Raw genomic sequence first — 22,889 nt, forward strand, 5'->3', positions numbered from 1 at the left:
TTGAAATAGGAAAGGAGTAAAAAACAAAGATGAATTCCAAAAGTAAGCTCCTTGCCCCGGAGCTTGTCAATGCAGAAAGGCCGGTTTGGGCTTTCAGCAAAAAGATTTTCTGTGAGGGCATGCGGGATGGCGTTCCCATTGCGCTGGGCTATTTTGCTGTTTCCTTCTCGCTGGGCATTGCGGCCCGCCGGGCAGGTTTTACCCCGTTTCAGGGCTTTCTGGTCAGCCTACTGAACAACGCTTCGGCAGGCGAGTACGCTGCATTTGCCATCATCATGGCCAATGCGACCTATCTGGAAGTGGCCATCATCACACTGATCGCCAATGCGCGCTATCTGCTCATGAGCTGCGCACTGGCCCAGCGCTTTGCGCCGGGCACACCCTTCTGGCACAGGCTGCTCATCGGTTATGATGTGACAGACGAGCTTTTTGGCATCACCATTGCACGGCCCGGCAGCCTGAACCCATATTATACCTACGGTGCCATTCTGCTGGCGGCACCGGCTTGGGCCATCGGTACGGCGTTGGGCATCATTGCGGGCAATCTGCTGCCGCTGCGGGCTGTCAGTGCGCTGAGCGTTGCCCTTTACGGCATGTTCCTTGCCATCATCATTCCTCCGGCGCGTAAGAGCAGGGTGGTAGCTGCACTTGTTGCCATCAGCTTTGCACTGAGCTTTGTGTGCAATTACCTGCCGGGTATCGCCGCTCTTTCGGAGGGCACGCGCACCATTTTGCTCACAGTGCTCATTTCCAGCGCTGCAGCAGCTCTTTTTCCGGTAAATCCAGACGAGCAGGAGGCAGAGCATGACGCATAATCATTACATTTACATTGCAGTGATGGCGCTGGTATCCTATGCCATCCGCATCCTTCCGCTCACACTGATCCGCAAGCCCATCAAAAACCGCTTCATTCAGTCGTTTCTGTATTATGTGCCCTATGTGACGCTGGCGGTCATGACCTTCCCGGCCATTGTCAACGCGACCCAGAGCCCGGCTGCCGGTGCCATGGCGCTGGTGGTAGGCATTGCAGCTGCTTGGTTCGGCGCAAGCCTGTTTCAGGTATCTGTGGCCTGCTGTGCCGTCGTGTTCGTGCTGGAACTGTTCCTTTAAAATTTTTGTGCCCGGCAGGCTGTCATGCTGCTGGGCACTTTTTCATTGCACTGCAGGAGGAAATTATCATGAAAAAAATTCTTATCACCGGTGCAGGCGGCTTTGTCGGCTCCCGCATTTTGCAGCAATGGCAGGGAAAGTACGAGCTTTGCGCCCTTCCAAAAGGCTTTTTCTGTACAGCCGATGAAGCTCTCACCCGTGCACAGGTGGAAGCTTTGCATCCGGATGTGATCCTGCACACCGCCGCTCTTTCCGATACCAGTTACTGTGCGCAGCATCCGGCAGAAGCTTACCGTGCCAATGTGGAGCTGCCAGTCTGGCTGGCACGGGCTGCGCAGCAGACGAAGGCAAAGCTGGTGGCTTTCAGCTCGGATCAGGTCTATGCTGGTGTGCAGCAGCAGGGGCCGCTGCCGGAAATACTGGCCCTGCATCCCGCAAACATTTACGGCCAATACAAGCTGGAAGCAGAGCAGCGTGTGCTGGAGCTCTGCCCGGACTCGGTCCATCTGCGTGCCAGTTGGATGTATGACCTGCCCGGCTATGGGCTGCCCATCCGGGGCAATTTGCCGCTGAATCTTCTGCGTGCCGCGCTGAAGGGAGAGGCTCTGCGCTTCTCCCGGAACGACCACCGCGGCGTGACCTATGTGCGGCAGGTGATCGAAAATCTGGAGCCCGCCATGGCGCTGTCAGGCGGAGTATACAATTTTGGCAGCGGCAATGCCGAAAACATGGTATGCACCGCCCGGCAGTTTGCCGAAACGCTGGGAATCGCTGTGCAGATCGAGGAAGAAAGCTGGGGCCGGAACCTTGTGATGGACACCACAAAACTGGAACGCTTCGGCATCCGGTTCGACACCACTCAGCAGGGCATCCAGCGCTGTTTAAAAGATTACGGGCTGAGAACGCTGTAAAATTTCCATATCGCACAAAAATCAAATAAAACAAAACAAAAAAGCAGGAGTTCTGCGCGAAATTCTTCCGACCAAAGCGGAAAAAACGCACAAAGCGCCCTGCTTTTTGTGTTTCTCAGCGGGAAACAGCCGTTCACGAAAAAGTCATACTTAATTTACAAGGATACGCAGTTTTGCTATAATAAATCCGCTTTTTTGGTAAAGCAGTCGAAAAGAATGATTTTTGTCAAGATTTGAGGAGAGTGGAACATTTGAAGGAAGTCAAGCTCGAAGAGTCGGCGTATCAGTTCGACGCAAAAATGTCCCTGAAACAGGCGATCCCGCTGGGTCTGCAGCATGTCTGCGCCATGTTTGTGGGCAACCTGACCCCGCTGCTGATCATCACCAGTGCCTGCGGCATTGCGGGTGGTGAGTTCGCAGATCTGCAGGTCACGCTGCTGCAGAGTGCCATGTTCGTGGCCGGTGTGGTCACACTGGTGCAGCTGTTCACCATCGGCCCCGTGGGCGGTAGCGTGCCCATCATCATGGGCACCAGTTCCGGTTTTATCGGCGTGTTCAACAGTGTTGTCGGCAGCATGGGCGGCGGTGTGCTGGCCTATGGTGCCATTATGGGTGCATCCATCATCGGCGGCATCTTTGAAAGCGTGCTGGGCTTCTTCCTCAAGCCCCTGCGCAAGTTTTTCCCGCCGGTCGTCACCGGTACGGTTGTGCTTTCCATCGGTCTTTCGCTGATCTCGGTGGGTATCAATTCCTTTGGCGGCGGCAACAGCGCAAAAGACTTTGGCTCCATGGAAAATCTTCTGCTTGCCCTGTTCGTATTGGTGGTCATTCTGATCTTCAAGCACTGGACCACGGGCTTCCTCAGCTCTTCTGCGATCCTGATCGGCATTCTGGCCGGTTACGTTGCGGCCTTTGTCATGGGTCTGGTGCTGCCCACCACCGGTGTCACTGCCGATGGTGTAGAGTTTACCAAGGCATGGGTGCTCAACTGGAATAAGGTGGCACAGGCCTCTTGGTTTGCCATTCCCAAGCTAATGCCGGTCAAGATCGTGTTTGATATGCGCGCTATTATGCCGGTGATGATCATGTTCGTTGTTACCGCTGTTGAGACCGTGGGTGATATCTCCGGTGTCATGGAGGGCGGCATGAATCGTGAGCCCACCGATAAAGAGCTGTCCGGCGGTGTGATCTGTGACGGTCTGGGCTCCTCCTTTGCGGCTCTGTTCGGTGTACTGCCCAACACTTCCTTCAGCCAGAACGTGGGTCTGGTGGCCATGACCAAAGTGGTCAACCGCATGGCTCTGGCCTCCGGTGCCATCTTCCTGATCCTGTGCGGCCTGATCCCCAAGCTCGGCGCACTGATCTCCATTATGCCGCAGGCCGTTCTGGGCGGTGCTGCCGTTATGATGTTCTCTTCCATCGTGGTCAGCGGCATCCAGCTCATCACCAAGGAAAAGATGACCCCGCGTCAGCTTACCATCGTCTCGGTGGCTCTGGGTGTTGGCTACGGCATGGGTGCCAACAGCGGCATTCTGGCACAGGCTCCGCACGCTTTCCAGCTGATCTGCGGCGAGTCCGGCATCGTTCCGGCTGCGTTTGTGGCGATCCTGCTGAATGTGCTGCTGCCGAAGGATGACAAGGCAGTATAAAGCTCAAAGCTTCTGCCGGGCCAGTGCTTCCAATTGCGCCAGTGCTTCGGGCGTGTCGGCGTCGGCCAATTCATTCCGATCCGCAATGTAAACGGTGTGAACATGCGCGGGATATTTCCGAAGCAGAACACTTCCGCCCATGCCCTGCGGCAAGGTGAGCAGTTCCTGAAAAAGTCCTTTTTCAAACAGAACGGGACTTCCAGTAAGGGGAGACGGGTCGTTACGGGTCCGGAATCCCAGACGGAAGATCTCCCGTTCTGTTTCTTTTTGTCGTTCCAGCCGAGTTCTTTGATCCCACCCGGAGATGCCTGCCATGGCTTCCACTGTCTCGCGGCACAAAAGCGGCTGGTCTCCCGGCAGGAACATGCAGCCAAAAAGCTCCGGAACCTGTTCCAGCAGCGCAGAAAGACCCAGCCGCACCGTATCGTTTCGACCAGGCAGATCGTGCAGCAGCACCGGAACATTGCGGGAGCGGCAAAGCTGCGCAACTTCGTCCGAACGTGTCACCACGATGCGGGCCGAAAGCTTTGGAGTATCGGTCGCTGCAAATGCGCGGCATAGCATCGGTTCCCCGCAGAACGGCGCAAGGAGTTTGTTGGAGCCGAAGCGCTGGCTCAGACCGGATGCCATGATGACACAGCCCACCGGAAGAAGTTCTTTCATATAGTACCACTCTTTCTGAAACGAATTCACAATAGTATTATATCGAAATCTGTGTTAAAATAAAAGAAAAGAGAAAAAAAGAGAGAGGAACCTGCATCTATGATGACGATCCGAGAATATAAGCAGGCCGAAAGTCTGGAAGAAGCGTGGCAGCTGAACCAGAAAAAGGCCAACCGTGTGCTGGGCGGCATGATCTGGCTCAAAATGGAGAACATCAATGTCGGTACAGCCATCGACCTGTCCGGTCTGGGACTGGACACCATAGAGGAGACCGAGGGCAGCTTTTCCATTGGTGCCATGGTTACACTGCGCCAGCTGGAAGAGCACGCCGGTCTTGCTGCGTATACCCATGGCGCAGTAAAGGAAGCGCTGCGGCATATCGTGGGCGTGCAGCTGCGCAATCTGGCAACTGTGGGTGGCAGCATCTACAGCCGGTTCGGCTTTTCCGATGTGCTCACGCTGTTTATGGCCATGGACTGTTCGGTAGAGTTGTACAAGGGTGGGATCATATCCCTGCAGGAGTATGCTGAGCGCCCTTATGATCGGGACATCCTTGTGCGGCTGATCGTTAAAAAGGAAGAAGCAGAATTTTTCTATCAGTCCGTGCGCAACAGCCAGACTGATATCCCGGTGCTTACCTGCGCTGCCGCCCGTCTGGAAAACGGCAGCTATCGCATTGCGATCGGTGCGCGGCCGCTCAAGGCTGTGCTGTTTGAGCTGCCGGCAAAGGCGGGTGTTTCTGCGCAGGAACTGGCGCAGAACTTTGCCGATGAAGTAAAGCAAAAAATTGTCACTGGCTCCAATATGCGCGGCAATGCCGAGTACCGCCGCCATCTGGCAGGCGTTCTGACAAAGCGTGCTGTTCTGGAACTGGAAGCACGCACGGCACAGGAGGAAAATTAAATGCAGATCACTCTTACATTGAACGGCATCAAGGTCACAGAGGATGTGGCTGCAGATATGCTGCTGATCGATTTTGTACGTGCCCACGGCTGCAAGAGCGTCAAGCGCGGCTGTGAAACCTCCAACTGCGGTCTGTGCACGGTGTTTCTGGACGAGAAACCGGTGCTGTCCTGTTCGGTACTGGCAGCGCGTGCCAGCGGCCACAGCATTACCACACTGGAAGGCCTGCAGGAAGAAGCCGCAGAGTTCGGCGGCTTTATCGCGGATCAGGGTGCAGAGCAGTGCGGCTTCTGCAACCCGGGCTTTATCATGAACGCGCTGGCCCTCTTCCGCGAGAATCCGTACCCCAGTGAGGAAGAAGTGAAGGAATATCTCTCCGGCAACCTCTGCCGCTGCTCTGGCTATGAGGGCCAGCTGCGCGGCATCATGAACTTTCTGGCATGGAAAAAGCAGAAGGAGGCCGCAGAATGAGTACCATCAACAAGCCTTTCCGTAAAAAGGATGCCATGCAGCTGGTCACCGGCCAGCCCGTCTATATGGACGATGTGATCCCGCAGGACTGCCTGATCGTAAAGCTGCTGCGCTCTCCGCACGCAAATGCCATCGTCAAAACTATCAATACGGCTGTAGCAAAAAAGGTGCCCGGCATCGAGGCAATCTTTACATGGGAGGATGTGCCGCAGGATGCGCCGCGCTACACGCAGGCTGGCCAGACCTATCCGGAAGCCAGTCCGCGTGACCGCCTGCTCATTGACCGCCATGTGCGCTTTGTGGGCGATGTGGTGGCCATTGTGGCCGGTAAAGACGAAAAGTGCGTGGATAAGGCTCTCAAGCTCATCAAGGTGGAATATGAGGTTTTGGAAGCAGTGCTGGACTATCACACTGCCAAGGACAACCCAATTCTGGTGCATCCGGAGGACAACTGGGCCAGTCTGTGCCCGGTGGGAGCCGACAACAAACGCAACCTCTGCGCCCATGATGAATGCGGAGCCGGTGACATCGACGCAGTGCTTGCGGCCAGCGATGTAGTCATTGACCACATTTACCACACCAAGGCCTGCCAGCAGGCCATGATGGAGACCTTCCGCACCTACTGCTCCATTGATACCTATGGGCGGCTGAATGTGCTCAGCTCCACGCAGATCGTGTTCCATGCACGGCGCAATATTGCGAACGCACTGCATATTCCCAAATCCATGGTGCGCGTGGCAAAGCCCCGCATCGGCGGCGGATTTGGTGCCAAGCAGACGGCGGTCAGTGAGGTATATCCGGCTTTTGTGACTTGGAAGACCAAAAAGCCCTCCAAGATCATTTTCAGTCGTGTGGAAAGCCAGATCGCATCCTCGCCACGTCACGAAATGGAGATCCATGTGCGGCTGGGTGCCACGAAGGACGGCGTTGTGAAGGGCATTGATCTGTACACCCTTTCCAATACCGGTGCTTACGGTGAGCATGGCCCTACGACCGTGGGCCTTTCCGGTCACAAGTCCATCCCACTGTACGGCAAGGCAGAAGCCTTCCGCTTTATCAGTGATGTGGTGTATACGAACCACATGTCTGCCGGTGCTTACCGCGGTTACGGCGCAACGCAGGGACTGTTTGCCGTAGAATCTGCTGTCAATGAACTGGCTCATAAGCTGAATATGGACCCCTTTGAGCTGCGGCTGAAAAACACCGTACAGGAGGGCGATGTGATGCCCGCCTACTATGGGGCTGTCAACACCAGCTGCGCGCTGGACCGCTGCCTTGTCAAGGTGCGGGATATGATCGACTGGGAGCACAAATACCCTGCCCGTGATATGGGCAACAGCAAGGTGCGCGCTGTCGGTATGGGCATGGCGATGCAGGGCTCCGGCATTTCCGGCATGGATGTGGGCAGTGCCACCCTGAAACTGAATGACGACGGCTTCTACACCCTGATGATCGGTGCGGCCGACATGGGCACCGGCTGTGACACTACACTGGCGCAGATCGCCGCCGAAGTGCTGGACTGCCCGCTGGACAATATCACGGTCTTCGGAGCTGATACGGATACCTCGCCCTATGACTCCGGCTCCTATGCGTCCAGTACCACTTACGTTACCGGAAAGGCCACCGAAAAGTGTGCCATGAAGCTGCGCGGCCAGATCTGCAAGCTGGGCGCAGAGCTGCTGGAATGCACCGAGGACGAGGTGGAATTTGATGGAAAAGATGTTTTCAAGAGCAAAGATCCCACACAGAAAAAGTCTCTGAGCGAGATCGCGTATGCTTCTCAGTTCGGCCATATGGTTCCGCTGGAAGCCACCGAAACGCATACTTCGCCTTTGTCGCCGCCGCCGTTCATGGTTGGTGCTGCTGAGGTGGAAGTGGATACTGAGACCGGCGAGGTAAAGCTGCTGGAGTTTGATGCCTGTGTGGACTGCGGCACGCCCATCAACCCGAACCTGACCCGTGTGCAGACTGAGGGCGGTCTGCTGCAGGGCATCGGCATGACTCTGACCGAAAACATCACCTACGATAAAAATGGCTACCCGGAAGAGAATTCTCTGTTCCAGTACAAAATTCCGGCCCGCACCGATGTGGGCAAGATCAAGGTTGAATTCGAGAGCAGCTATGAACCCAACGGACCCTTTGGCGCAAAGTCCATTGGTGAGGTGGTCATCAACACACCGCTGCCTGCCATTTCCGATGCCATCTATAACGCTATCGGTACCCGGTTCTATGAGCTGCCCATCACACCGGAAAAAATCGCCATGGCAGTTGCAGAAAAGCAGAAATGATCGACGAAAAAATTTTTCCGTTTCTTGCGGAGAAGGGACATGTTATTTCTCTGGTGGGCGGCGGCGGAAAGACCACACTGATGTACAATCTGGCTGCGCACTGCGCCCGCAAGGGCTGGCGGGTATTGGCCGCTACCACCACCCATATTATGCAGCCGCCCGGCGGGGTCTGGGCACAGACGGATGCAGAGCTTTTCCGCCTGTGGAAGTGCGGCAGTTATGCCGTGGCCGGAACCGCTGCACACGGCGGCAAATTGACGGCCCCGCCGCAGGCACAGCTGGAGCGCTGGATGACCCTTGCAGATATCGTGCTCATTGAAGCGGACGGCGCAAAACGGATGCCCTGCAAGGCACCCGCTGCGCACGAGCCGGTGCTTTTACCGCAGTGCGATACGGTTCTGGCCGTAGCAGGGCTTTCTGCGTTGAGGCATCCGCTCCGGGAGGTCTGTTTCCGGGCAGAGCTTGCCGCAGAGCTGCTTTGTGTTCCGCAGGATGCGCAGTTGACACCGGAACTTCTGGCAAATCTGCTTGCAAGTGAAGCCGGTGGAAGGAAGGCTGTAGGGGATCGCAGCTTTTATGTTGTACTCAATCAGGTCGATACAAAAGAGCAGGCTGCTCTGGCCCGGCAGGTGGCTGATATTCTGAAAAAAATTTATCGGATTTCCTGCGCTACGTCTCATTTCGAGAAAGGAGAACGTGCATGAGCAAAGAAGGCAAGATCGTGTTCTGCACCGGCGGCGGATGTACCGCAAAGCTGGGAGCCGGAGCGCTGAGCCGTATTCTGGAAAAGCTGCCGCGCGGTGCAAGAGACCCGAGCCTTCTGGTCGGGTACGACAGCCGGGATGATGCGGCTGTATACCGCATAACAGATGATATCGCGCTGGTACAGACAGTGGATTTTTTCCCGCCGATGGTGGATGACCCCTATACCTTCGGCCAGATCGCAGCGGCCAACGCCCTGAGCGATGTCTATGCCATGGGTGGCGAGGTGAAGACTGCACTGAACCTTGTCTGCTTCCCGGAGAGCATGGATCTGAACATTCTGGGCGAGATTCTGCGCGGCGGAGCCAAGAAGGTGGCCGAAGCGGGCGGAAGCCTTGCAGGCGGGCATTCCATTGCCGATACAGGTGTGAAATACGGACTTTCGGTGACTGGCCTTGTGGACCCGAAAAAAATGTATACGAATGATTCCGGCAGGCCCGGCGACAAGCTGATTTTAACAAAAGCTCTGGGCGTGGGCCTGATCTGCACGGCAAACCGTGTGGGCGAAGCGGCATCGGAAGATATGGCCGGTGCCATTGCGTCCATGACAACGCTGAACAAAAACGCTGCCGAGATCAGCCGAAAGTATACGGTCCACGCGGCAACCGATGTGACCGGTTTCAGTTTTCTGGGCCATCTGCACGAGATGATGGGCGGAAAGCTTTCCTGTATCATTGATGCACGGATGGTGCCGGTTCTACCGGGAGCCGAAAAAGCGGCAGATGATTTTTTGTATACTGCTGCCGGACAGCGCAACCGCAACCATACCGGCCCATATGTCACTTTTGAAAATGTGCCGTTTGCAATGGAAGAGGTGCTGTTTGACCCACAGACTTCCGGCGGACTATTGCTGGCCGTGTTGCCAGAAGAAGCAAATGCGCTGGAAGCAGAGCTGCAGGCCGCTGGCCTGCCCGCAAAGATCGTGGGTGAGATCATACCCAAAACCGAACAGGAAATCACTGTAAAATACTGATGGAGACCTACAATTATGATGCTGAAAGTTGATGCCCGTGGTGACACATGCCCGCTGCCCGTTGTAAAAGCCAAAAAGGCGATCTCTGAACTGAAGGGTGCCGGTGAGGTGGAAGTGCTGGTGGATAATGAGATCGCCGTGCAGAACCTTACCAAAATGGCCCAGCAGAAAGGTTATCAGTACAGCGCCGAAAAGCTGGCCGAGCGGGAATACCGCGTGCTGTTCACGGTCGGCGAAGCGTCCGAAACACCCACTGAAGAAGCACCGGCCTGTGCACCGGACACCCGCACGGACACGGTGGTTGCCATCAGCTCTGATAAAATGGGCATTGGCGCAGATGACCTTGGCAAGTCCCTGCTCAAGGCCTTTGTGTTCGCACTTACCCAGCAGGATCAGCTGCCCAAAACAGTGCTGTTCTATAACGGCGGCGCGTCCCTGACCTGTGAGGGTTCGCCCATGCTGGATGACCTGAAGGCACTGGAAGCACAGGGCGTGGAGATCATGACCTGCGGCACCTGCCTGAATTTCTATGGCCTGACCGAAAAGCTTGCTGTTGGCAGTGTGACCAACATGTACACCATCGTGGAAAAGCTGACGCAGGCAGGCAACGTGGTGAAACCGTGATCTATCTGGATAACGCTGCCACGACCCTGCGCAAGCCGCCGCAGGTAGAGCAGGCTGTGCTGGACGCAATGCGCACGGCAGGCAATCCGGGACGGGGTGCCCATGAGCCAACGCTGCACGCAAGCCGTCTTGTTTATGCTGCGCGGTGCGCAATGGCAAAGCTCCTCCACGCACCAGACCCGTCCTGTATTGCTTTTGCGGCAAATGCAACGGAGGCCTTGAACATTGCATTGGGTGGGCTTTTTGCACCGAGCGATCATATCATCACAACGGTATGTGAGCATAACTCTGTTCTGCGGCCGCTCTACCGGCTGCGGGAACAGGGCTTGCAGTTCAGTTTTGCGGGCGTGGATGAGCGCGGACGGCTGCAATATGATGACTGGGATAAGCTGGTTCAGCCCAATACAAAAGCGCTGGTCGTAACAGGTGCTTCCAATGTGACCGGCAACGGAACGGATCTTGCAAAAGCAGCGGGTTTTGCGCACCGGCACAGCCTGCTGCTGATCGTGGATGCGGCCCAGACGGCGGGTTCACAGCCCATTGACGTACAGGCACTGGGCATTGATGTGCTATGCTTCACCGGACATAAGGCGCTGCTTGGCCCGCAGGGAACAGGCGGCTTGTATGTACGCCCGGGGCTTTCCATCCAGCCATTGGTAGTGGGAGGCAGCGGCGTACACAGCTTTGATGAACAGCATCCCGCACAGATGCCCACCGCTCTGGAAGCCGGGACGCTCAATGTTCCGGGTCTGGCGGGCCTGTGTGCCGGTGTGGAATGGATTCTGGCTCAGGGTGTGGAAACGCTGTGTGCAAAAGAAACTGCACTGGCGGCGCTCTTTTATAAAAACATTCGAGATCTGCCGAACGTGAAGATCTACGGCGACCCGGAAATGGCGCTGCACGCTCCCATTATCTCGCTCAACATTGGAGACGAAGATTCAGCCCGCATTGCAGATATTCTGTGGGAGGACTACAGCATCTGTGTGCGTGCCGGTGCGCACTGTGCACCGCTGATGCATAAAGCGCTGGGCACGGTGGAACAGGGCGTGGTACGGTTCAGCTTTTCGCATTTCAATACGGAAGCCGAAGTGCTTCAGACCGCAGCCGCTGTTCAGGAGCTTGCACAGGAGATCTGATATGCGCATCAAAAAAACTTATATTGTTCTTTCATTCCGCACAACGCTGGATGCCATGGAATGGGAAAAGCAGTGCCTTGCGGAGAAGGTTCCGGGCAGGCTCATCCCACTGCCGCGCGAGATCTCCGCAGGCTGCGGCCTTGCCTGGCGGATGCTGCCGGAAGAATTTGAGCAGTGGCAGAACCGGCTGGACCCGGCACGTTACGATCAGGCCGCAGCAGTAGAACAGTAATAAAGATAAAACAGGAGAATGACGCATGGGTAAAATGCCGCTTTATACAATGCTGCAAAAAGCCCGTTCTGCGGGCGGCTGGACGATGGTGGCCCAGTTAGAGGGCGATGCCGCGGGGAGCCAGCTGCTTTTGCTGGAGGGCAGGCCTATGTGGCAGAGGGGAGACAGCACCGTACTGCTGCAGCACCTGACAGAACTGCAGGGCTGCACAGCAGCTGGTATCCACTCTGTTGCAGGCACGGACATCTTTGCGGAGCGCTTTGGCGCGGTGCCGCAGCTGGTAGTCTGCGGCGGTGGACATGTGGCTGCAGCCGTTGTGCAGCTTGCAAAGCTGCTGGGCCTGACGGTCCTTGCAATGGATGACCGCGAGGAATATGCACAGCAGCTGCGGCTGGCCGGAGCCGATAAAGTGCTCTGCCTGCCGTTTGATAAAGCGCTTGCGCAGGTACCTGACGGCGCAGAGACTTATTTTGTGGTCGTCACCCGGGCACATGCATTTGATGTGGACTGCCTGAAGGTGATATTAAGAAAGCCTGCAGCATATGTTGGCATGATGGGCAGCCGCGGGCGTGCCGCACTGGTGCGCCGTCAACTTCTGGAAGCCGGTATCGATGCCGAAAGAGTGGAGGCGTTGTACGCCCCCATCGGGCTTTCCATCAGCTCACAGACGGCAGAGGAGATCGCACTTTCCATTCTGGCACAGATCGTATCGATCAAGAATGCGCGTCCGCAGACGGAGGGCTTTTCATCTGCCCTTCTGGAAGCCATGGCTCAGACAGATGCCGCCGGGCAGCAGGCGGTGCTTGCTGTGATTGCGGCGCGGCACGGCTCTACGCCGCGGGAAATCGGCGCAAAAATGCTGGTTCGCACAGACGGCTCTATTGTGGGCAGCGTGGGCGGCGGTATTATGGAGCACCGCACCATTCTGGCTGCACAGGAAATGCTGACGGGAGCGGCTCCGGCGTATCAACGGCTGCATTTTTCGGCAGACGGCAAAAATGATGATGCTGCAATTGCTGCCTGCGGTGGGTCTATGGAGATCGTATTGACTCGACTCCAGCCCGGAGAGGAGATCAAATGAAGAAGGATGCACTGATCCTTGTGCGCGGCGGCGGCGACCTTGCTACCGGCACCATTCATCGGCTGTGGAGCGCAGGCCTGCGTGTGCTGGTGCTGGAAGCGGAGCATCCGGCGGCGATCCGGCGGCAGGTTTCTCTGTGCGAAGCCGTTTATGAAGGTGAGACCGCCGTTGAAGGTCTGCGTGCGGTACGGATCGAAACTCTGGCGCAGGCAGAAGAAATCTGGAAACAGAATGCCGTTCCTGTTCTGGTAGACCCACAAGGAAAAAGCATTGCGCCGGCAAAGCCGGATGTCCTTGTGGATGCGATCCTTGCCAAAAAGAATCTTGGCACAACGCGGGATATGGCACCCCTGACCATTGCACTCGGCCCCGGTTTCACGGCCGGGCAGGATGTGGATGTGGTGGTGGAGACCAAACGCGGCCACCGGCTGGGACGCATCATTCGGGAAGGCAGTGCCATCCCTGATACCGGCATTCCCGGAATCATTGGCGGCTACGGCAAAGAGCGCGTGATCCATGCCGGCACGGCCGGTATATTTATGGATCTCCGCAAAATTGGAGATATCGTGGAAGCGGGTGAGACCATTGCGCAGATCCGCACGGCAGATGGTGCCATGATTTCTGTGACCACGCAGATCACGGGCATTCTGCGCGGACTTCTGCGCAGCAGTTATCCGGTAACGCCCGGTTTTAAGGTGGCCGATATAGACCCCCGCAAAGAGGAACTTTCCAACTGTTTTCTCATTTCGGATAAGGCCCGCTGCATCGCGGGCAGTGTGCTGGAACTTGTCTGCGCTCAACTGTGGAAATAAACCTGTAAAAAGCAAAAACCTCCGCTTCCCAGCGGCAGTACCGACAGGGAAGCGGAGGTTTCTATTTTTCATTTCAGTTGCGGTAACAGCGGTCCTGACCTACCAGCCAGTCCTCACACAGGCGCTGGGCTTCCTCCAAACTGCGGCTCTCGCAGTCGAAGAATGCACCGTGCATCGAGCGATAGGAGTAGTGAACTCTCGGAATACCGTTGCCATCCTTGAAGCGTTCGCAGCGTTCTTCACCGGGCATCAGAAAAAGTTGTTCCATGGTTCCTTCTCCTTTGATTTCAGCATTCCGGAGCGGCCGGCCGGGTGCAAGCCGCACAACGCTTGCTATTGTAGCACGCAGGGGAGAAGTTTGCTATTGCCTTTTTGGCCAAAGATATGTTTTGTTTTTCTCTGCGGTTGTGGCACAAAAGGTCTTGACAAGATCATTCGTACAGGATGCATTCCTGTTCCTGCATTTTCTTTTTTGCCGCTGACGCTTTGCAGGGGCAGCTGCCTTGGCGTATGAAAAAACCGATGGAACGGATGAAAATATTTTGTATACTTTTCACAGTTTTCTTCTCGAGATTTTGGTGGTACAATAGAAGCATTAAAATATATCCTTTCAGGAGGAGCACATGGCAGAAAAGAATATTGAACTGGATAGTGTAGAGGTCGCCGCAGCTGTTTTTGGCAACTGCGACCGGAACATCCGTCTGCTGGAGAACGAATTTTCTGTTACGGCGGTCTGCCGGGGCACGCAGCTGCGGCTTTCAGGCGAACCGGCCAATGTTGCCGCGGCCAGCCGCGCTGTGGAGGGAATGCTGCTTCTGATCGAGAATCATACACCGCTGGAAGACCAGACCGTGCGCTACTGCATCAGTCTGGCGCACGACGGAGCAGAAAAGCGGGTCAAGGAACTGACCGAAGATTTTGTTACCGTAACGGTCAAGGGACGGCCGATCCGGCCCAAAACACTGGGCCAGAAGGAATATCTCAATGCCATCCGCACCAATGCCATCACCTTTGGCGTTGGCCCGGCGGGTACCGGCAAGACCTATCTGGCCGTTGCCATGGCGGTAAAGGCTTTTAAAGCCAAGGATGTTTCCCGCATCGTGCTCACCCGCCCGGCAGTGGAAGCAGGTGAAAAGCTGGGCTTTCTGCCCGGTGATCTGCAGCAGAAGGTAGACCCTTATCTGCGCCCGCTGTATGACGGCCTGTTTGATATGCTGGGTGCCGAAACTTACGAGCGCCTTGTGGAAAAGCAGATCATTGAGGTTGCACCGCTTGCCTATATGCGCGGACGCACGCTGGATGATTCCTTTATCATTCTGGATGAGGCACAGAACACCACACCGGAGCAGATGAAAATGTTCCTCACACGTATGGGTGTCGGCTCCAAGGTGGTGGTTACCGGTGATGTGACCCAGATCGATCTGCCGGAACGCACCCGCAGCGGTCTTGTGGATGCACTGCACGTGCTTAAAAATGTAAATGGGATTGCACAGTGCTATTTTACTGAGAAAGATGTTGTGCGCCACCGTCTTGTGCAGGAGATTATCAAGGCTTACGAAAAGGCTGCACACCCTGAAAAATAAAATCACCAGAATTCATATAAAGCCATCAAAAACAGAAAGGAGTGGACTGATTTATGTCCAATAAAGTTTTGATCACCAATTCACAGAAGGCCGTCAAGGTTCCTTCCGGTCTGCGCATTCTCATCCGCCGTGCCTGTAATGCCGTGCTGGAGTATGAGCATTTTGAAGCTCCTGCAGAGATCAGCGTGACCTTTGTGGATAACGCCGCCATTGCTGAGCTGAACAACCAGTACCGCAACAAGCCCATGCCCACCGACGTGCTGAGCTTCCCTCTGGGTGTAGACGGCAAATATGATGTTGACGAGAACAACGGCTGCAAAATGCTGGGTGACATCGTCATCAGTATGGAGCGTGCACAGGAGCAGGCAAACCTCTACGGCCATCCGCTGCAGCGTGAGGTGGCGTTCCTGACGGTGCACTCCATGCTGCACCTGCTGGGCTACGACCACGAAAATGGCGGTCTGGAAGCCATGCGGATGCGTGAGAAAGAGGAAGCTGTTCTGCTGCAGCTGGGCCTGCCGCGCACCGTAAGCTATACCGAGTAATAGATTCACCGTGCGGTTGCCGCACAATACAGACAGGAGCTAGATTTTGAGTAACGCTACACCCATTCAGGGGCATTATGATACTTCTTCCGTTTTTGTGGCTGTCATTGGCCGTCCCAATGTAGGCAAATCCAGTCTGACCAACCTTCTGGTTGGCGAAAAGGTAGCCATCGTCACTTCCAAGCCGCAGACCACCCGTACCCGCATTACCGGCGTGATCACCCGCGGGCCGCTGCAGTATGTGCTGCTGGATACACCCGGTGTGCACAAGGCACGCAACAAACTGGGTAAACGGATGGATAAGACTGCCAGCGATTCCATTGCAGATGTGGATGTTTCCATGATGCTGTTTGAGCCTTACGGCGCACTGAATGAATCGGAAATGGTGCTGGTGGATATGCTGCGCAGCAGCGGCGGCCCGGCAATTGCAGTCATCAACAAGACCGACCTTGTCAAGGAGCCTGCTGATCTGGAAGCCCGCAAAGAAGAGCTGAAGGCATTGGGTGTATTCGACGATATCTACACCATCAGCGTCCGTGATAACGACGGCTGCGAAGTGCTGTTCGATGCTTTGAGCCGCTATGCTGTGGAAGGCCCGCATTATTTTGATGATGATGCCTACACGGATATGCCGGAAAAGGAGCTTGTGGCGGAGGTCATCCGTGAAAAGGCCCTGCTGTTCATGCGCGACGAGATCCCCCATGGCATTGCTGTTGTGGTGGAGCGCTTCAAAGAGCGCCCGGGCACCGACCTGATCGATATTGATGTAAATATCTACTGCGAGCGCGAAAGCCACAAGGGCATGGTCATTGGAAAAGGCGGTGCAATGCTGAAAAAAATTGCCAGTGCTGCCCGTGCAGACTGCGAAGAGTTTTTGGGCTGCCGCGTCAATCTGCAGTGCTGGGTAAAGGTAAAATCCGATTGGCGCGATAACGAGTTCCTGCTGAACAACTTTGGCTTCAAGCAGAACACCAATAACCGCTGACACTTGCCAAAGCAGGACAGAATTCCCTTGGATGAACGGTTAAAATAAACCTGACACTATCCGTAACAGGGAAGAGGTGCTGCAAATGGATGCACAAGCAAGCTGGCAGGCGTTTGCCTGCACGGGAAACATTCTTCGTTATCTCGATTATAAACAACAGCGGCCGGAAGAAACCCCGGCAGAGGACCAAGAAAATGGAAGCCTTTGTAACCACGGGTCTGGTGCTGAAGGAGACCCGCTATAAGGAATCAGACCGCATTCTGACGATCCTGACACCGGAACTGGGCGTGATCTCGGCAGCAGCGCAGAGCAGCCTGCGGCTGAAGAGCAAGCTGTTCAGCGCGTGCGGGCTGTTCTGCTATTCCGAGTTCACACTGGTGCCGGGCCGCAACATGTACACTGTGCGGGAAGCGGAAGTGAAAAATGTCTTTCACGGCATCTCGTCCAGCATTGAGGGCATGAGCCTTGCCATGTATATGGCTGAAATGGCAATGACCCTTTCGCCCACCGGGCAGGAGGCACAGCGGGAGCTTCGGCTGCTGCTCAACTGTTTCTATATGATCAGCGAGAGCAAAACGGACCTGCGGGTGATCAAGGCCGTGTTTGAACTGCGCACCATGAGCGAGTGCGGCTTTATGCCGCAGATCGTGTGCTGCCGCGATTGCAGCGCCTATGATGGTGCTACGTTCTATCTGGATGTGCAGGAAGGCCATCTGCTCTGTGCAGACTGCGCCGCAAAAGCAGGAAAGACCTGCAACCTTGATCAGGGTGCACTGTATGCGCTGCGGCACATCTGCCTTGTGGACGACAAAAAAATATTTGCATTCAAAATTTCTGTGGGCAGTCTGGAAAAGCTTTCCGCAGTGGCAGAGCGCTATGCACTGACCCATATGGATAAGCCTTTGAAAAGCTATGACTTTTTAAAGACCCTGCTGCCCTGAGCATAAAGGGAACCTATGGAAACAAGTTACTTAAAAACTCTGGAACTGGATAAGATCATCGCCCGTGCCGCAGAGGGCTGCGTGTGCAAGGAAGCGCGCGAAATGCTGCTTGCCACTCAGCCGCAGTGCGACCCGGACGAGGTGCGCTATGCGCTGGAACAGACCGATGCCATCAACACCCTGCTGATCAAAAACGGCTCCCCGCGCTTTGGCGGCGTGGAGAATGTCAGTCAGCTGGCGGCCCGCGCCGTAAAAGGTGGCGTACTTTCAATGGGCGAGCTGTTGATGGTGGCTGGTGCACTGCGCAATTTTCAGAATCTTTCAAGCTGGTATGGTGCTTCGGAGCACGACGCTCTGCCTACAGACGATCTGTTCTATGCGCTGGCACCGCAGCCGGGCCTGGAACAGCAGATCTCCAGCGCCATTCTGGCACCGGATGCCATGGCAGACACGGCCTCTCATACCCTGAACGACCTGCGCAAAAAAATCCGCGCAACGGAGAACAGCATCCGTGACCGTCTGGAGAGCATGGTCCGCAATATGGATACCTCCAAGTATCTACAGGAAAGCGTGGTTTCCATGCGCAATGGCCGGTATGTTGTGCCGGTCAAGAGCGAATACCGCGGTGAGGTGAGCGGCATTATTCATGATGTTTCGTCTACCGGAGCCACCGTCTTTGTGGAGCCGCAGGCCGTTGTGGAAGCCAATGCCCGCATTTTGCAGTACCGTGCGCAGGAAGCGCAGGAGATCGAGCGCATTCTGGTGGCCTTTACCGCACAGGTGGCCGCCATTGAGCCGCAGTTCCAGTACAGCTACAAGGCTATGCTGGAGATCGATGTTCTGCTGGCAAAGGCACGGCTGGCTTTGGATCTCAAGGCATTCAAGCCTGCTGTCCGCACCGACGATTCCTTCTCGCTGATCCGTGCGCGCCACCCGCTGATCGATCCTAAAAAGTGCGTGCCTGTGGATATTGCTCTGGGCAGGGATTACGATTCGCTGATCATCACCGGACCGAACACCGGTGGCAAAACCGTCACCTTGAAAACAGCGGGCCTGCTGTGCGCCATGGCGCAGTGCGGCTTCCTGATCCCGGCTGACGAGCGCAGCGAGATCTGCGTATTTGACGAATTTCTGGTGGATATCGGCGATGAACAGAGCATTGAGCAGAGCCTTTCCACCTTTTCCGGTCATATGAAAAAGATTACCGGCATTCTGGAGCTTGCCATGCCGCACACACTGGTGCTGCTGGACGAGCTTGGTGCCGGTACCGACCCCGCCGAAGGTGCTGCGCTGGCTGTGGCCATCATTGAAGAGCTACGCCGCCGCGGCGTGCTGCTGATGGCCACCACTCACTACGCTGAGTTGAAGGTGTTTGCTCTGGAAACCAAGGGCGTTGTCAATGCCAGCTGTGAGTTTGATCTGGAAACGCTGCGCCCGACCTATAAGCTGAGCGTCGGCGTGCCGGGCAAATCCAATGCGTTCCTCATCAGCGAAAAGTTGGGCATCCCGGAGCGCGTGATCGAAGCGGCACAGCAACATCTTTCCGCAGAGGATAAGCGTCTGGATGCCGTTCTGGGACAGCTGGATGATCTGAAGCTGCAGCTGAAGGAAAGCCAGAACGAGGTGGAAGAGCTGAAAAATGAAGCTTCCCACCAGCTGGAAGCCGCGCAGAAAAAGCGTGATGAGCTGATCCGTCAGGGCGAAAATGAACTGGAAGCTGCCCGTGCCAAGGCTCGTGCGTTGGCGCAGCAGGTGGAAAGTCAGGCTTACGCCCTGACCGACGAACTGCGTCAGCTGCAGAAGGACGAGCGCATGAGCACCCAGCAGAAAGCTCAGCGCGCCCGCGAGATCGCCAAAAAAGAATCGGAAAAGCTGTTTATCGGCTCCGAGGCTGTGCATAACCCCGTCAAGGAATTTGTGCCGCTGAAAGAGGTCAAGGTAGGGCAGGAGGTCTGCATTGCAGAGCTGAACCAGCTGGCCACCGTATTGGCCCTGCCGGATAAAAACGGCGATGTTCTGGTGCGTGCAGGCATCATCAAGACCAAAGTTCCGCTCAATGGCTTGAAACAGCCGGAAAAGCTGGTCAAGGAAAAGAAACCGCAGACTAAAGCACAGCAGCGTTATTCTCGCCTGACCGGCGATGCCAACCGCCCGAACGGCAGGGTAGAGAGGGTACAGCGTTCCGCCAAGATGGAATGCAATCTACTGGGCCTGACGGTGGACGAAGCGCTGCCGGAGGTGGATTCCTTTATCGACCGTGCCATCCTGAACGGACAGACAGTGGTTTATCTGATCCACGGCAATGGAACCGGTGCGCTGCGCACAGCTATCCACAAGCATCTGCGCGGCAACCGCATGGTCAAAAGCTTCCGTCTGGGCCGTTATGGCGAGGGTGAAAGCGGCGTGACCGTGGTAGAGCTGAAATAAAGAAAAAGCTATCCGAAGGATTTTTCGGGTAGCTTTTTCTCACATTGAAGGAATTTGCAGAGCAGGATCGTATTCTATAAAGAATGCTAATATAAGGATGTAAGCCAAAATGGCAAAACGATATTCCAGAGCCGCGCACTCAAAAAGACGAAAACAGACTTCTCATGTGCTCAAAAATACGGTCATTCTGCTTTTTTGCGCAGTGGGCATCTGGTTTGGCAGCTCACTCTGGCATGCAGCGCTGACTCTGCAGACAGCTCAGCCAGCGGAAAGCATCGCCGGTGAAGAATTCCGTCCGCAGGTCGGTGATCCGCCTTACCGCGTGGTGATCGATGCCGGGCACGGTGGAGCAGACCCGGGTGCAAGGGGAGTGATCGAAGAAAAAGATATGACCGCAGCAACCGCCTCGGAACTGATCCGGCTGCTGCAGCAGGACTCTAATTTTATTCCGCTGCAGACCCGTGACAGCTTTGATGAAACCACTACGCCCGCCCAGCGTGCCGCCAGAGCGGACGAACAGGCACCGCAGCTGCTGCTTTCCATCCACGGCAACTCAACTGCAAATGGCTCCACTGCATCCGGCTTTGAGTGCTATCCGGCAGTGCCGGGCCGGACTTGGCATCAGGAAAGCTTTTACTTTGCGCAGCTGCTTGCCAAAGGAATGCAGGCTGCAGGAGCATCTCTGCGTGGGCGCGGGGGAGTCCGATACATTTATTATCTGGAAAACGATCAGAAGCAACTGGTGGAAAGCACCCACACCGAGGTGCGTGCAGAGCGAAGCTTTACGTTGCTGGAAGATGTAAATTGTCCGGCAGTGCTGGCAGAGCAATGCTTTGTAACGAATGAAGCAGATGTTGCACAGTTCGGCAGTGAAGAAGGTTGTAAAAAAACAGCCCGCGTTTATTACGAAGCGATCTGTGCATACTTTGGCACACAGCCGCAGGCCGAGCAGCTTGCCGGGTTCACTTTAAATTAAAAAGTATTAGCATAGCATCACCAAGGGAGAAGAAGCGATAACATTCTGAACCCAACACCATACAGCCATCAGTATTTTAAGACCGCTGAACTCATAACCAGAAGAGAAGGGCGGTCTTATTTTTTTGAGCGTATAATTTTCGTATAATGCACGTTATGCGAAACATAGGGAAGTGAAAAATCTCTATTTTCCTGAATCTGGCCTTTTTCCGCGACCTGCGGATCTGCAGCCATCTGTAATACCGTATGATTCAACTTTTGCGTTTTTTATATTTTTGTGTCTCATTAGTATTTTGGTGCTACAATCTTTTTATGGACTTACAAATTACAAAAGCTGCACAGTCTGCCGCTGCCATGCGCGATTGCATTTTATTTTTCCAGATTCTCTTTTTATGTTGATATAAGTTCTGTGGTCATTCTGATCTTTTTATTTTTCTGCGCACGACCATTTGCTCGTACGATTTCAAATCGCTGGCCAGATCACAGCTTATCATTCCATTATTTATATAAATATATCTATAAAAATACCGCCGATGACATGTCCGCACCTTGGACGCGTCACAGACGGTATCGTTTCATTTTATGGGTATTCTTATGTGGTTCAGGAATTTCCGTTTCCAGCGTTCGCATCAGGCTTCATTGCAAGCACGGAAGAATCCAGCCCGATGCCATCCTGAGCCGCACCCTCAAAGGCTTTCATGGGCGCAGACGAAAGTTCCTCATCCAGAGCTGAATCCTCTGCTGTCTCCCCTGTTTCCTTTTCTGTTGTATCCAAGATGTGAGAAGATGCTTTGGGCTTTTTGACCTTGCCCAGCGGGTTTTCTTCAATAGCCGCGCGCACCTGAAATTCCTGTAGGTGCGTATAAATTTGTGTGGTAGACACGTTGCTGTGGCCCAAAAGCTGCTTGAGTGTAAGGATATCTACATTGCCGGTCTGATACATCAGAGTTGCGGCAGTGTGGCGCAGCTTATGTGTGGAAAAGCCTTTTAATCCGGCTGCTTTCATTGCACCGGTCACTAGCTGTTCTACCCTGCGGTTCGAGATACGTTCTTTGCGCCGTCGGGTAATAAAGACCGCCTTTTCCTGTGGCAGAAGTCCCTCCATCGTATTGCGTTTGCCCAGATACAGCCGCAATGCTTCCATGCAGGCATCATTCAGATAAACCATGCGCTCCTTGTGGCCCTTGCCAAACAGGCGTATCTGGCGGTTTTCCAAATCAATGTCGTCCAGATTCATGCCGACAAGCTCTGCCAGACGCATTCCACAGTTCAAAAACAGCGTCACCATGCAATAATCCCGCTCCGGAAAATCGCTTTGGGTCTGCGTGCTTTCCAATAACTCCATGGACTGCTCCGCCGTCAGATATTTGGGCAGTACCTTATCCTGTTTGGGTGGGTGGATGGCCGCAGTCGGATCAGCATCCAGCCGGTTGACCTGATTGACCAGGTAATCATAAAAGCCGTGCAGGCTTGCCAGCCGCCGGGCCGTTGAGGACTTTTTGTTGCCGCACTCGCGGTTTAAAAAGTACAGATATTCGTAGATATCCTCCTTTGTTACGGAGGCCCAGAATGCGGTGTCCAGCCCTTTGGGGTCGATATCCTTCATCTCGCTGTCTTCGGGCACAAGCCCACGGCGGCGCTTCATAAAACGGCTGAATCCGCGCAGATCACAGTAGTAGCTGAACGCCGTGTTTGCGCTTTTGCCCGCGATCACTTCCAGATAGCGGACGTATTCTACAATGTCCGGCGCAGCATCATCGAAGGGCTTGTGCTTGCCGGGATTTTTCTCGTCCAGATAGATCGACATTGTTTTTCCTC

The 22,889-nt window shown here is 55.0% G+C and carries 23 protein-coding genes; 20 read left to right on the top strand and 3 right to left on the bottom strand.

Annotated features, from left to right (window positions below; genetic code table 11):
- Positions 1-29: 29 nt before the first annotated feature.
- From ACGHUK_RS06820 to ACGHUK_RS06835, 4 genes are all read left to right on the top strand, one after another.
- On the top strand, positions 30-815 hold the full coding sequence (locus tag ACGHUK_RS06820) for an AzlC family ABC transporter permease (protein ID WP_390575677.1): 786 nt from the start codon (positions 30-32) through the stop codon (positions 813-815).
- Positions 805-1,110, top strand: a complete 306-nt coding sequence (locus tag ACGHUK_RS06825) for an AzlD domain-containing protein (RefSeq protein ID WP_005942135.1) — start codon at positions 805-807, stop codon at positions 1,108-1,110. The genes ACGHUK_RS06820 and ACGHUK_RS06825 overlap by 11 nt, the downstream gene beginning before the upstream one ends.
- 68 nt (positions 1,111-1,178) lie before the next feature.
- Positions 1,179-2,021 (top strand): SDR family oxidoreductase, encoded by an 843-nt coding sequence (locus ACGHUK_RS06830; protein ID WP_390575680.1) that lies wholly within the window; start codon positions 1,179-1,181, stop codon positions 2,019-2,021.
- Positions 2,022-2,320: 299 nt separating this feature from the next.
- Positions 2,321-3,670, top strand: coding sequence for a uracil-xanthine permease family protein (locus tag ACGHUK_RS06835; RefSeq protein WP_173014053.1), 1,350 nt, complete (start codon positions 2,321-2,323; stop codon positions 3,668-3,670).
- Between the two features lie 3 nt (positions 3,671-3,673).
- Here ACGHUK_RS06835 and ACGHUK_RS06840 read toward each other — a convergent pair whose 3' ends face one another.
- Entirely contained in the window at positions 3,674-4,333 is a 660-nt protein-coding gene (locus tag ACGHUK_RS06840) for an NTP transferase domain-containing protein (RefSeq protein ID WP_390575683.1), read from the bottom strand.
- Positions 4,334-4,432: 99 nt separating this feature from the next.
- Here ACGHUK_RS06840 and ACGHUK_RS06845 point away from each other — a divergent pair, with 99 nt between their 5' ends.
- Genes ACGHUK_RS06845 through yqeB form a run of 10 tightly spaced genes read left to right on the top strand, consistent with a single transcriptional unit; the run spans position 4,433 to position 13,615 of the window.
- Positions 4,433-5,236 carry a xanthine dehydrogenase family protein subunit M gene (locus ACGHUK_RS06845; protein WP_097781789.1) on the top strand — a complete coding sequence of 268 codons (804 nt, stop codon included), beginning with the start codon at positions 4,433-4,435 and terminating at the stop codon, positions 5,234-5,236.
- Positions 5,237-5,707, top strand: a complete 471-nt coding sequence (locus ACGHUK_RS06850) for a (2Fe-2S)-binding protein (protein ID WP_005942122.1) — start codon at positions 5,237-5,239, stop codon at positions 5,705-5,707. It abuts the gene before it with no gap.
- A complete protein-coding gene (locus tag ACGHUK_RS06855; RefSeq protein ID WP_390575685.1) occupies positions 5,704-7,995 on the top strand; it encodes a xanthine dehydrogenase family protein molybdopterin-binding subunit in 2,292 nt (763 codons plus the stop codon). The genes ACGHUK_RS06850 and ACGHUK_RS06855 overlap by 4 nt, the downstream gene beginning before the upstream one ends.
- On the top strand, positions 7,992-8,699 hold the full coding sequence (yqeC, locus tag ACGHUK_RS06860; RefSeq protein ID WP_120079254.1) for a selenium cofactor biosynthesis protein YqeC: 708 nt from the start codon (positions 7,992-7,994) through the stop codon (positions 8,697-8,699). The genes ACGHUK_RS06855 and yqeC overlap by 4 nt, the downstream gene beginning before the upstream one ends.
- Positions 8,696-9,730 (top strand): selenide, water dikinase SelD, encoded by a 1,035-nt coding sequence (gene selD / locus ACGHUK_RS06865; protein ID WP_390575688.1) that lies wholly within the window; start codon positions 8,696-8,698, stop codon positions 9,728-9,730. The genes yqeC and selD overlap by 4 nt, the downstream gene beginning before the upstream one ends.
- Before the next feature lie 18 nt (positions 9,731-9,748).
- Positions 9,749-10,354 (top strand): sulfurtransferase-like selenium metabolism protein YedF, encoded by a 606-nt coding sequence (gene yedF, locus ACGHUK_RS06870; RefSeq protein WP_298637941.1) that lies wholly within the window; start codon positions 9,749-9,751, stop codon positions 10,352-10,354.
- Positions 10,351-11,490, top strand: a complete 1,140-nt coding sequence (locus ACGHUK_RS06875) for an aminotransferase class V-fold PLP-dependent enzyme (protein ID WP_390575691.1) — start codon at positions 10,351-10,353, stop codon at positions 11,488-11,490. The genes yedF and ACGHUK_RS06875 overlap by 4 nt, the downstream gene beginning before the upstream one ends.
- Before the next feature lies 1 nt (position 11,491).
- Positions 11,492-11,722 (top strand): DUF3343 domain-containing protein, encoded by a 231-nt coding sequence (locus ACGHUK_RS06880; RefSeq protein ID WP_097775510.1) that lies wholly within the window; start codon positions 11,492-11,494, stop codon positions 11,720-11,722.
- A gap of 25 nt (positions 11,723-11,747) precedes the next feature.
- Positions 11,748-12,803: an XdhC family protein gene (locus ACGHUK_RS06885; protein WP_390575693.1), complete on the top strand. Its 1,056-nt coding sequence runs from the start codon at positions 11,748-11,750 to the stop codon at positions 12,801-12,803.
- A complete protein-coding gene (yqeB, locus tag ACGHUK_RS06890) occupies positions 12,800-13,615 on the top strand; it encodes a selenium-dependent molybdenum cofactor biosynthesis protein YqeB (RefSeq protein ID WP_118527061.1) in 816 nt (271 codons plus the stop codon). Before ACGHUK_RS06885 ends, yqeB begins: the two co-directional genes overlap by 4 nt.
- Positions 13,616-13,688: 73 nt before the next feature.
- On the opposite strand, the gene ACGHUK_RS06895 is transcribed toward yqeB, so the two are convergent.
- A complete protein-coding gene (locus ACGHUK_RS06895) occupies positions 13,689-13,883 on the bottom strand; it encodes a DUF3873 family protein (RefSeq protein WP_005942104.1) in 195 nt (64 codons plus the stop codon).
- A 355-nt stretch (positions 13,884-14,238) separates the two neighbouring features.
- Here ACGHUK_RS06895 and ACGHUK_RS06900 point away from each other — a divergent pair, with 355 nt between their 5' ends.
- From ACGHUK_RS06900 to ACGHUK_RS06925, 6 genes are all read left to right on the top strand, one after another.
- Positions 14,239-15,198 carry a PhoH family protein gene (locus ACGHUK_RS06900; RefSeq protein ID WP_005942102.1) on the top strand — a complete coding sequence of 320 codons (960 nt, stop codon included), beginning with the start codon at positions 14,239-14,241 and terminating at the stop codon, positions 15,196-15,198.
- 53 nt (positions 15,199-15,251) lie between these two features.
- Positions 15,252-15,743, top strand: a complete 492-nt coding sequence (gene ybeY / locus ACGHUK_RS06905) for an rRNA maturation RNase YbeY (protein ID WP_097775507.1) — start codon at positions 15,252-15,254, stop codon at positions 15,741-15,743.
- A 46-nt stretch (positions 15,744-15,789) separates the two neighbouring features.
- Complete coding sequence (gene era, locus ACGHUK_RS06910; RefSeq protein WP_154255692.1) at positions 15,790-16,728, top strand: GTPase Era; 939 nt, start codon at positions 15,790-15,792, stop codon at positions 16,726-16,728.
- Positions 16,729-16,922: 194 nt separating this feature from the next.
- The gene (recO, locus tag ACGHUK_RS06915) at positions 16,923-17,669 is read left to right on the top strand and encodes a DNA repair protein RecO (RefSeq protein WP_390575696.1); all 747 of its coding nucleotides are present in this window, start codon (positions 16,923-16,925) and stop codon (positions 17,667-17,669) included.
- Positions 17,670-17,684: 15 nt separating this feature from the next.
- Positions 17,685-20,096 carry an endonuclease MutS2 gene (locus tag ACGHUK_RS06920; RefSeq protein WP_390575699.1) on the top strand — a complete coding sequence of 804 codons (2,412 nt, stop codon included), beginning with the start codon at positions 17,685-17,687 and terminating at the stop codon, positions 20,094-20,096.
- Positions 20,097-20,262: 166 nt separating this feature from the next.
- Entirely contained in the window at positions 20,263-21,072 is an 810-nt protein-coding gene (locus ACGHUK_RS06925; protein ID WP_390575702.1) for an N-acetylmuramoyl-L-alanine amidase, read from the top strand.
- A 600-nt stretch (positions 21,073-21,672) separates the two neighbouring features.
- Here the strand turns inward: ACGHUK_RS06925 and ACGHUK_RS06930 are convergent.
- Positions 21,673-22,878 carry a tyrosine-type recombinase/integrase gene (locus ACGHUK_RS06930; protein WP_390575704.1) on the bottom strand — a complete coding sequence of 402 codons (1,206 nt, stop codon included), beginning with the start codon at positions 22,876-22,878 and terminating at the stop codon, positions 21,673-21,675.
- Positions 22,879-22,889 lie beyond the last annotated feature (11 nt).

It is taken from the genome of Faecalibacterium sp. i25-0019-C1, assembly GCF_042854225.1.
GTDB lineage: Bacteria > Bacillota > Clostridia > Oscillospirales > Ruminococcaceae > Faecalibacterium > Faecalibacterium taiwanense.

What these genes read in the sequence shown, in the direction of transcription:
- ACGHUK_RS06820 (WP_390575677.1), top strand. Translation starts at nt 30, where the DNA reads ATGAATTCCAAAAGTAAGCTCCTTGCCCCGGAGCTTGTCAATGCAGAA.
- ACGHUK_RS06825 (WP_005942135.1), top strand. Translation starts at nt 805, where the DNA reads ATGACGCATAATCATTACATTTACATTGCAGTGATGGCGCTGGTATCC.
- ACGHUK_RS06830 (WP_390575680.1), top strand. Translation starts at nt 1,179, where the DNA reads ATGAAAAAAATTCTTATCACCGGTGCAGGCGGCTTTGTCGGCTCCCGC.
- ACGHUK_RS06835 (WP_173014053.1), top strand. Translation starts at nt 2,321, where the DNA reads ATGTCCCTGAAACAGGCGATCCCGCTGGGTCTGCAGCATGTCTGCGCC.
- ACGHUK_RS06840 (WP_390575683.1), bottom strand. Translation starts at nt 4,333, where the DNA reads ATGAAAGAACTTCTTCCGGTGGGCTGTGTCATCATGGCATCCGGTCTG.
- ACGHUK_RS06845 (WP_097781789.1), top strand. Translation starts at nt 4,433, where the DNA reads ATGATGACGATCCGAGAATATAAGCAGGCCGAAAGTCTGGAAGAAGCG.
- ACGHUK_RS06850 (WP_005942122.1), top strand. Translation starts at nt 5,237, where the DNA reads ATGCAGATCACTCTTACATTGAACGGCATCAAGGTCACAGAGGATGTG.
- ACGHUK_RS06855 (WP_390575685.1), top strand. Translation starts at nt 5,704, where the DNA reads ATGAGTACCATCAACAAGCCTTTCCGTAAAAAGGATGCCATGCAGCTG.
- yqeC (WP_120079254.1), top strand. Translation starts at nt 7,992, where the DNA reads ATGATCGACGAAAAAATTTTTCCGTTTCTTGCGGAGAAGGGACATGTT.
- selD (WP_390575688.1), top strand. Translation starts at nt 8,696, where the DNA reads ATGAGCAAAGAAGGCAAGATCGTGTTCTGCACCGGCGGCGGATGTACC.
- yedF (WP_298637941.1), top strand. Translation starts at nt 9,749, where the DNA reads ATGCTGAAAGTTGATGCCCGTGGTGACACATGCCCGCTGCCCGTTGTA.
- ACGHUK_RS06880 (WP_097775510.1), top strand. Translation starts at nt 11,492, where the DNA reads ATGCGCATCAAAAAAACTTATATTGTTCTTTCATTCCGCACAACGCTG.
- ACGHUK_RS06885 (WP_390575693.1), top strand. Translation starts at nt 11,748, where the DNA reads ATGGGTAAAATGCCGCTTTATACAATGCTGCAAAAAGCCCGTTCTGCG.
- yqeB (WP_118527061.1), top strand. Translation starts at nt 12,800, where the DNA reads ATGAAGAAGGATGCACTGATCCTTGTGCGCGGCGGCGGCGACCTTGCT.
- ACGHUK_RS06895 (WP_005942104.1), bottom strand. Translation starts at nt 13,883, where the DNA reads ATGGAACAACTTTTTCTGATGCCCGGTGAAGAACGCTGCGAACGCTTC.
- ACGHUK_RS06900 (WP_005942102.1), top strand. Translation starts at nt 14,239, where the DNA reads ATGGCAGAAAAGAATATTGAACTGGATAGTGTAGAGGTCGCCGCAGCT.
- ybeY (WP_097775507.1), top strand. Translation starts at nt 15,252, where the DNA reads ATGTCCAATAAAGTTTTGATCACCAATTCACAGAAGGCCGTCAAGGTT.
- recO (WP_390575696.1), top strand. Translation starts at nt 16,923, where the DNA reads ATGGAAGCCTTTGTAACCACGGGTCTGGTGCTGAAGGAGACCCGCTAT.
- ACGHUK_RS06920 (WP_390575699.1), top strand. Translation starts at nt 17,685, where the DNA reads ATGGAAACAAGTTACTTAAAAACTCTGGAACTGGATAAGATCATCGCC.
- ACGHUK_RS06930 (WP_390575704.1), bottom strand. Translation starts at nt 22,878, where the DNA reads ATGTCGATCTATCTGGACGAGAAAAATCCCGGCAAGCACAAGCCCTTC.